6 protein-coding genes are annotated in these 7,418 nt (G+C 62.4%); all 6 read left to right on the forward strand.

All coding sequences use genetic code 11. The features are described 5' to 3' along the window. Window positions 1-298 precede the first annotated feature (298 nt). The 6 genes from HUJ28_02155 to HUJ28_02180 all read left to right on the forward strand — a co-directional run bounded on the left by HUJ28_02155 (window position 299) and on the right by HUJ28_02180 (window position 6,853). Window positions 299-1,504, forward strand: a complete 1,206-nt coding sequence (locus HUJ28_02155) for an HDOD domain-containing protein (protein ID MBD3618262.1) — start codon at window positions 299-301, stop codon at window positions 1,502-1,504. A 922-nt stretch (window positions 1,505-2,426) separates the two neighbouring features. Further along, window positions 2,427-3,722 (forward strand): TonB-dependent receptor, encoded by a 1,296-nt coding sequence (locus HUJ28_02160; protein MBD3618263.1) that lies wholly within the window; start codon window positions 2,427-2,429, stop codon window positions 3,720-3,722. A 223-nt stretch (window positions 3,723-3,945) separates the two neighbouring features. Then, complete coding sequence (locus HUJ28_02165) at window positions 3,946-4,863, forward strand: hypothetical protein (GenBank protein ID MBD3618264.1); 918 nt, start codon at window positions 3,946-3,948, stop codon at window positions 4,861-4,863. A gap of 106 nt (window positions 4,864-4,969) precedes the next feature. Then, a complete protein-coding gene (locus HUJ28_02170; protein ID MBD3618265.1) occupies window positions 4,970-5,404 on the forward strand; it encodes a hypothetical protein in 435 nt (144 codons plus the stop codon). Window positions 5,405-5,411: 7 nt separating this feature from the next. Then, window positions 5,412-6,464, forward strand: coding sequence for a lipoate--protein ligase family protein (locus tag HUJ28_02175; protein ID MBD3618266.1), 1,053 nt, complete (start codon window positions 5,412-5,414; stop codon window positions 6,462-6,464). Next, a complete protein-coding gene (locus HUJ28_02180; protein ID MBD3618267.1) occupies window positions 6,461-6,853 on the forward strand; it encodes a hypothetical protein in 393 nt (130 codons plus the stop codon). Before HUJ28_02175 ends, HUJ28_02180 begins: the two co-directional genes overlap by 4 nt. Window positions 6,854-7,418: the final 565 nt, after the last annotated feature.

The following is a 7,418-nucleotide window of genomic DNA, read 5'->3' on the forward strand; positions in this document are numbered from 1 at the left end:
GGCCAGATGCCAAGCTCGTCCCTCCACCCCGACAAGCCCTTTCTGGCCTGTCGGGGCACAACATACAAGCTGCGCCAGCTGCGATGCCCATGTTTCTTTCGGCGGAGTGCCCACCCCATATCGCGCCTTGCGGGCGCTCCTACGAGGCCTCAGGCCTCCCGCCTCCCGACCTGCGACTCGCGACTTGTAACTCCTCCCCGGTAGTAATCCCGCGAGTATCTGATTATCCTCGTTCCTGGCGGCCGCCAGGCCGTTCATGACCAATAACAACGCTGGATACAGCGGGTGCGGGCGGGGCATGCAGGATATCTTCATCGGCCGGCAGCCGATTTATAACCAGCAGCTGGGCGTTTATGCCTATGAGCTGCTGTTTCGCACCGGGGCGGGGGCGGTGGCGGTGCAGGACGGGGACGCGGCCACGTCCCAGGTCATCATCAATGCCTTCAACGAGATCGGGCTGGACCGCCTGGTCGGGGAGCGCCTGGCCGCCATCAATATCACGGGCCGGCTGCTGGATCAGGTGGAGGAGCTGCCGCTGGTGCCCGGGCGCGTGATCTTCGATCTGCCGCGCGATCTCGCCCTCACGCCGGTCCGCATCGACAACATCAAGCGCCTGCGCAGCAAGGGCTATGTGATCGCGCTGGATGACTTCACCTATGCCGATCACCTCAAGCCGCTGCTCGCCCTGGCGGATATCATCAAGATCGACACCGGCCCGTTGCGCGCCGACGATCTAAAGGGTCACGTGCGCAAGCTGCGCCGTTTCGGCAAGGCCCTGCTGGCCGAGGGGGTGGAGAACATGCAGGAGTTCGACTGCCTGCGTGACATCGGCTTCAACTACTACCAGGGTTACTTCCTGAGCCGTCCCCGCGTGGTGCGCTCGCAGTCCCTGCCGACCAACCGGCTGGCTGTCATGCAGCTGCTGTCGGTGCTGCACGACCCGGATGCCGAGCTCTCGGCCATCGAGGCGGCCATCAGCCGGGACGTGACGCTCGGCTACAAGCTGCTCAAGCTGATGAATTCCGCCTTCTTCGGGATGTCCCGGCAGATCGAGTCGGTCGGGCGTGCCGTGCTGCTGCTCGGCCGGCGCAAGCTCACCGGCTGGGCCTCGATGCTGGCGCTCACCGCCATGGACGACCAGCCGGCCGAGGCCGTGCGCCTGGCCCTGGTCCGGGCGCGCATGTGCGAGCTGCTGGGTGTCGCCGCTGGCGCCACCGACCGCGAGAATTACTTCACCGTCGGGCTCTTCTCCGCCCTCGATGTCCTGATGGAGCGTACCCTGTCCGGCATCATCGAACCCCTGCCGCTCACCCCGGAGATCAAGGCGGCTTTGCTGGAAGAAAAAGGCCGCTATGGCCAGGCGCTGGCTTGCGTGCGCGCCTACGAACAGGCCGACTGGGCGCGGGTCATGTTTGCCGGTCTCTCTCAGGCCCAGATCACCGAAGCCTGGCTCGCGGCGGTGGATTGGGCAGGGGAGGTGCTGGGGGTTATGAGTCGCGAGTAGCAAGTCGCGTAGGAGCCGAGCCCCCTCGGCGATGATCCCCATGCCGAACCCCCTGTCGGCCAGGGGGCTGGTCTCCTACATGCAAACCCCGCGTCCTTGAGCTGGGTCGCCGATGATGGAGCGACGTGCCATCCCTGATCGCGCCTCTCGGCGCTCCTACGACGGACTGGGGTTTTTGTAGGAGCTGCGCGAGCTGCGATGCCCATGCCTGGGCGAAGTGCCGTCCCGCATCGCGCCTTGCACCCAGAGGGCATAAACGGCGCTTCTACGCCTGACGCCTATTTCCTCGTTCCCTCACCCAGGGGTGTTCACGGCGGGCATGGCCCGCCCTATGCGATGCCCATGCTCGGGCGCAGTGCCAAGCCTGATCGCGCCTTGCAGCGCTCCTACGATGCCTTGGAGTTTTTTGTAGGAGCTGCGAAAGCTGCGATGCCCATGCCTGGGCGAAGTGCCGTCCCACATCGCGCCTTGCACCCAGAGGGCATAAACGGCGCTCCTTCACCTACCGCCTCTCTCCTCTCTCCTCACCCTGTAGGAGGCCAGCCCCCTGGCCGATAGGATGTTGGCACGGAGGTGATCGCCGAGAGGGCTCGGCTCCTACGCCTACCGTCTAAACACCTCACGCCTTTCGACTTGCAACTTCCAACCCTCCAAAGACGCCCGAATTGAAAGCGGTTTTCCGAGTAAAGTTATAGTCAGAATATTATGTTTTTCTAATGTACCAATGATTTCTCTGAAATGCCTGTATTTACAGTGTTTGAGAGCTGTTGCAGGAAGCCAACGGGATGTGGTTTTTTTGTTTCAAAGCGTTTGACAATGTCATTCGCTTTTGTCACTGTTCGACTCGGCCAAAACCTTACTAATACTGGCTGTATATTAACAATTGCTAATAAACAAACCGATTGCCCGGAGGGATATAAGAATGAGGAGCATGTTTAAGCGTTCGCTTATTGCCGCTTCCGTCATGGGTGCGATTGCCGCTGCCGGCACCGCCCACGCCACGAACGGTTACCAGCTGATCGGCGTCGGTGCCTATCAGAAATCGCTGGCCGGCGCCGTCACCGCCGCGCCGGGGTCCGCCATGACCGCCATCACCAACCCGGCCGGTCTCGCCCGCATCGAGGACCGTGCCGACTTCTCCATGGAAGCCTTCATGCCGAAGCGTTCCACTGATTTTGCTGGTGGGGATAAAGTCGACTCTGATGTCGAGCTTTATGGCGTTCCCGCACTTGGCTGGAAAGGCCCAGTCGGTGAGTCCGGAAAGATGTGGTTCGGGGGCGGCATGTACGGCACCTCTGGCCTTGGCGTCGACTATGAGCAGACCTCCATGGGTGGCGGGATGCTTTGGGATGGTTACAGCGCCATTCAGTTCTGGCAGATGGCCCCGGCCCTGGCTTGGAATGTCAATGACAAGCTGGATCTCGGCGTGTCGCTGAACATCGACTATCAGTCTGTGTCGTTCAAGCAGCGTGTAGTGGATGGTGGGGGTAATGTTGCTCAGAACTTTGACCTGAGCAAAGGCGCATCAGCCTTTGGGTTCGGCGTTACACTCGGCGCTCTCTATGATGTAAGCGAAAATTTGACTCTTGGGGTCAGCTACAAGAGCAAGCAGTCGTTTTCTGATCTGGAATACAATCTGGCCGCGGGTGATATAGCAGGCCCGTTCGATCCGAATAACCCCATGACAGTTGTGAACCTGCCGGCCGGCAAGTACACCCTCGATCTGGATTACCCGCAACAGTTGTCTGCTGGCCTTGCCTATGACGTGAGCGACAAGGTGACCGTCTCGGCCGACGTGAAATGGATCGACTGGTCGGATACCATGAGTAAGCTTGCTGTAGAAGGGCCTGGTGGCGTAGAAGTCCCCATGGATCCTGAATGGGAAGACCAGATCGTCTATGCCATTGGTGTGCAGTGGGCGGTGAACGAGAAGGTCAATCTGCGTGCCGGTTTCAATTATGCAGAAGCCCCGATTCAAGATGATTATGTGCAGCGTAACTTCATCCTGCCGGCCGTGGTCGAGCAACATTACACCTTTGGTGGTGACATCAAGCTCGATAAGCACTGGGATCTTGGCTTCCATGTTATGTATGTGCCGGAAGAGACCATGAAGGTGACTTCCACCAACGATCCGATGTTCCCGGGTGGTACGCCGGTTGGGACCGAGATCTCGATGGACCAGAGCTCCGTCGGCGTCAACCTCGGTTATCGCTTCTAAGCGAGCCTGAAAAGGGAGGCCCACCGGCCTCCCTTTTTCATGGCGATGTGATCGAATCAAGGGAGGGGTCCCTGCGGGGACGCGGAGTATAAAAGCAACAATAACCAATAATAAAAACAACTGGTGGGCCATGGTTTGCATGGCCCTTTTTCTTCAGGTTCTGTTCATACGCTTTCCCTTTCAATAGTTGCTGTAGCCTTTAGGTGTGCGAGGATAATTGGCAATGAAACGATTTTCTCTGATTTCCGCGATCGTCGTGCTGTGCATGACCTTCGCTACCGCCCATGCACAGGATACGTTCAAGCCCTTCGTGCTGGGTTCTGTGAGCAGCGGTGATTTCGACCGCAAGATCAACGAAACCAAGGCGGCGCTGACGCAGCAGGGCTTTTCCATCGTCGGTGAATACACGCCGTATGCGAACGCCCATGTGATCGCCGTGACCAGCGATGAGCTCAAGCGCATTGCGGCGCAGACCGAGCGCGGTGGTTACGCCGTGGCGCAGCGTGTCTCCGTGACGAAGGTGGGCGACAACATCCAGGTGAGCTACGCGAACCCGCTGTATATCGAGCATGCCTACCAGCTGGGTGCCTCGATGGCACCGGTGGCGCAGAAGCTGCAGGCCGCGCTGGGCAAGCAGGAGGAGTTCGGTGCCAAGGGCCAGAGCGCGAAGGATCTGCGCAAGTATCACTACACCTTCGGCATGGAATACTTCGATGACGTCTACAAGCTGGAGTCCTATGCCTCCCATGCCGAGGCCGTGGCCGCGGTGGAGAAGGGCCTGGCAGCCGGCGAGCAGGGGATTACCAAGATCTACCGTGTCGATGTTCCGGGCAAGCAGGTGACGGTGTTCGGTGTGGCCATGAAGGTGCCGGCAAACGGCGACAAGAACATGGATGACCAGTTCCAGATGGGCATCGTGGACTTCCAGGAGCTGAAGGGTACCGCCTACATGCCTTACGAGGTGATGGTGCGGGGCAAGGACGTGGAGGCCCTGCACATGCGCTTCCGCATGGCCGTGCACTACCCCGACCTGAAGATGATGGGCGACAACAGCTTCATGAAGCTGATGAAGGCGCCCGACGCCATCGAGAAGGCCCTCACCGAGGCCGTGGGCGGCGAGTACGAGATCAAGGCCTGGTAAATCAGGCAACCGACGGACACCTGTAAACCCCGGCCCTGCCGGGGTTTTTTTTTCAGGGGGCTTCGGGGAAAATGGCCGCACACACGCAATCCGGAATCATCCCGATATGAAATCCATCAAGGTCACCAACCTCGGCGAAATCCGCAACGAGCTGAACAAGTACAAGAAGGGCAAGAAGTTCGATATTCACCAGTTCAACCAGATCGCCCGTCTGGCCTGGCTCGGCAAGATCGTGATGCAGCCGCTGGACCCGGAGGATCCGGAGACCAAGTCCTTCCTGCTGTATGCCGATTTTCCCGATGGTCTGGCCGAGCACATTCTGGATACCGACCAGGAGCTGATCGGCCAGATGCACATCGTCGACGCCCAGCAGGGCGAGGCCCTGATCGAGATCCTGCGTGCGGGGGTGGAAGAGCGGGCGAAGATGTACGAGGAGCTGCGCCGCAACGACTTCTACTTCCGCCACTTCTACAAGCCCAAGCCCGAAAAGGGCGAGGAGCCGGCCGCCGAACAGTCGCAGACGGACGAAGGCGACGCCTGACCCACCCGTGACCGCCCGCTGGATCGCGCTTCCCGATCCCCTGGAGCCGCTCGACCTGCACGCCTGCTACACGGGCGTGGCCGAGGCCCAGGGGCCTGACAGTCCTCCCCTGGTCCTCGTCATGCGCCCCGCGCGGGCGCATGTCTCCATCGGTGCCAGCCAGTCGGCGGCGGCCGATCTCGATACCACGGCCTGTGCGGCCCGCGACGTGCCGGTCGTCCAGCGCCCCCTCGGCGGCGGCAGCGTGTGGGTGGACCCCGCGCAGACGGTGGTCTGCGTGATCTTCCCGCCGGGCCGGCATCCGGGACGCCCGGCCGCCGTGTTCGATGCCTGTCTGCCCCCCCTGGTTGCAACCTGCCGGCACTTCGGCCTGGATGCCCGGCGTGTGGGTGCACAGGACGTCTGGGCCGGTGGGCGCAAGATCCTGGGCTCGGGGGCGGCAACCATCGGCGGCAGCCTGGTGTTCGCCACCAGCATCCTGCGCCGTTTCGACGCCGCCGGTTTTGCCGCGGTGGTGCGTTGCCCCAGCGAGGGCTTTCGCCAGTGGCTGGGCGAGGCGCTGGCCGAGGGCATGGGCGACTGGGCCCGTGCCGGCGCCGAGCCGGCGGATGCCGAACTCCTGCCCGTGCTGCGCGCGGCCTTCGCCCCGGTACTGGACGGGGAGCCGGTGGACGACGGGCTGACGGCCGCGGAACATCGGGCGATACGCGAGGCCCGCGACGAGCTGGCCGAGCCCCTGCCGGGCGGCACGGCCCGGCATGTGCGCCACGGCCTCAAGATCAACCAGTGGCGCTACCTGCTGGAGGAGGCGGACGAGCAGCCGGCGCTCCGGCTGGCCGTGGACCACGGGCGCGTGCGGCGTATCGCCGCAGAGGATGCGCGCCTCTCCGGCCACCTGCAGGCCTGCGTCGACGAGCCCGTGGACGGCTTTCGCCTGGAAGAGGCGCTGCTGCAGAGCGGACTGGGCGATGACGAGGCCCGGCACGTCACCCGGCGCCTGCTGACGATGACCCGTGATATCCCGCTGGCGGAGGAACCCGCCCCGAGGAGCGATACATGAGCCAACCCACCATCGAACGACGCCTGCAACGCAAGTACATCGCCATGACGGCCGACCCCGCCATGCGTGAACAGCTGGCCGCCGCCACGCCCGAGGGCTGGGAGCAGGTGAACCTCACCGACCTCGAGGACCTCGGCGACTGGCACGAGGTGCTGCTCTACCGCTTCCTCCTGCTCGACCTCGACGAGGTCGACGCCTTCGACCCGCTGGACATCATCCGCATCCTGCGTACCCAGTTCCAGATCAACGTCCCGGTGTTCTGCTTCGGCGGCGACGAAGACATCCAGGACGAAATGCGCCTGGCCCGTGCCGACCGGTTCTTCAGCCGGGAGGAGATGCTGGAAATGCTGCCACGGTTCTTCGAGCAGTATGGGTGGGGGGGGGAGTAGGAGGCCAGCCCTCTGGCCGATGGGGTTCTGGTGCGGAAGGTGATCGCCGAGGGGGCTCGGCTCCTACGTCTGATGCCAATCTCCTCGCTCTTCACTCCTCACGGCGGGCATGGCCCGCCCTATGCGATGGCCATGTTTGGGCGCAGTGCCAAGCCTGATCGCGCCTTTCGGCGCTCCTACGACGCACTGGGTTTTTCTGTAGGAGCTGCGTTTATGCCCTCTGGGTGCGAGCTGCGATGCCCATGTCTGGGCGCAGTGCCGCCCCTAATCGCGCCTTGTACCCAGAGGGCATACACGGCGCTCCTACGATGCATAGGGCTTTCTGTAGGAGCTGCGAAGCTGCGATGGCCATGTTCGGTTGACGTGCCACCCCTGATCGCGCCTTTCGGCGCTCCTACACCTGCCACCTCTCTCCTCACGCCTCACGATCCTGTAGGAGGCCAGCCCTCTGGCCGATAAGGTTCTGGCGTGGGAGGAGATCGCCGAGGGGGCTCGGCTTGTATGTTGTGCCCCGACAGGCCAGAAAGGGCTTGTCGGGGTGGAGGGACGAGCTTGGCATCTGGCC

The sequence above is a fragment of the Chromatiales bacterium genome (assembly GCA_014762505.1).
In the GTDB taxonomy this organism is placed as follows: domain Bacteria; phylum Pseudomonadota; class Gammaproteobacteria; order SpSt-1174; family SpSt-1174; genus SpSt-1174.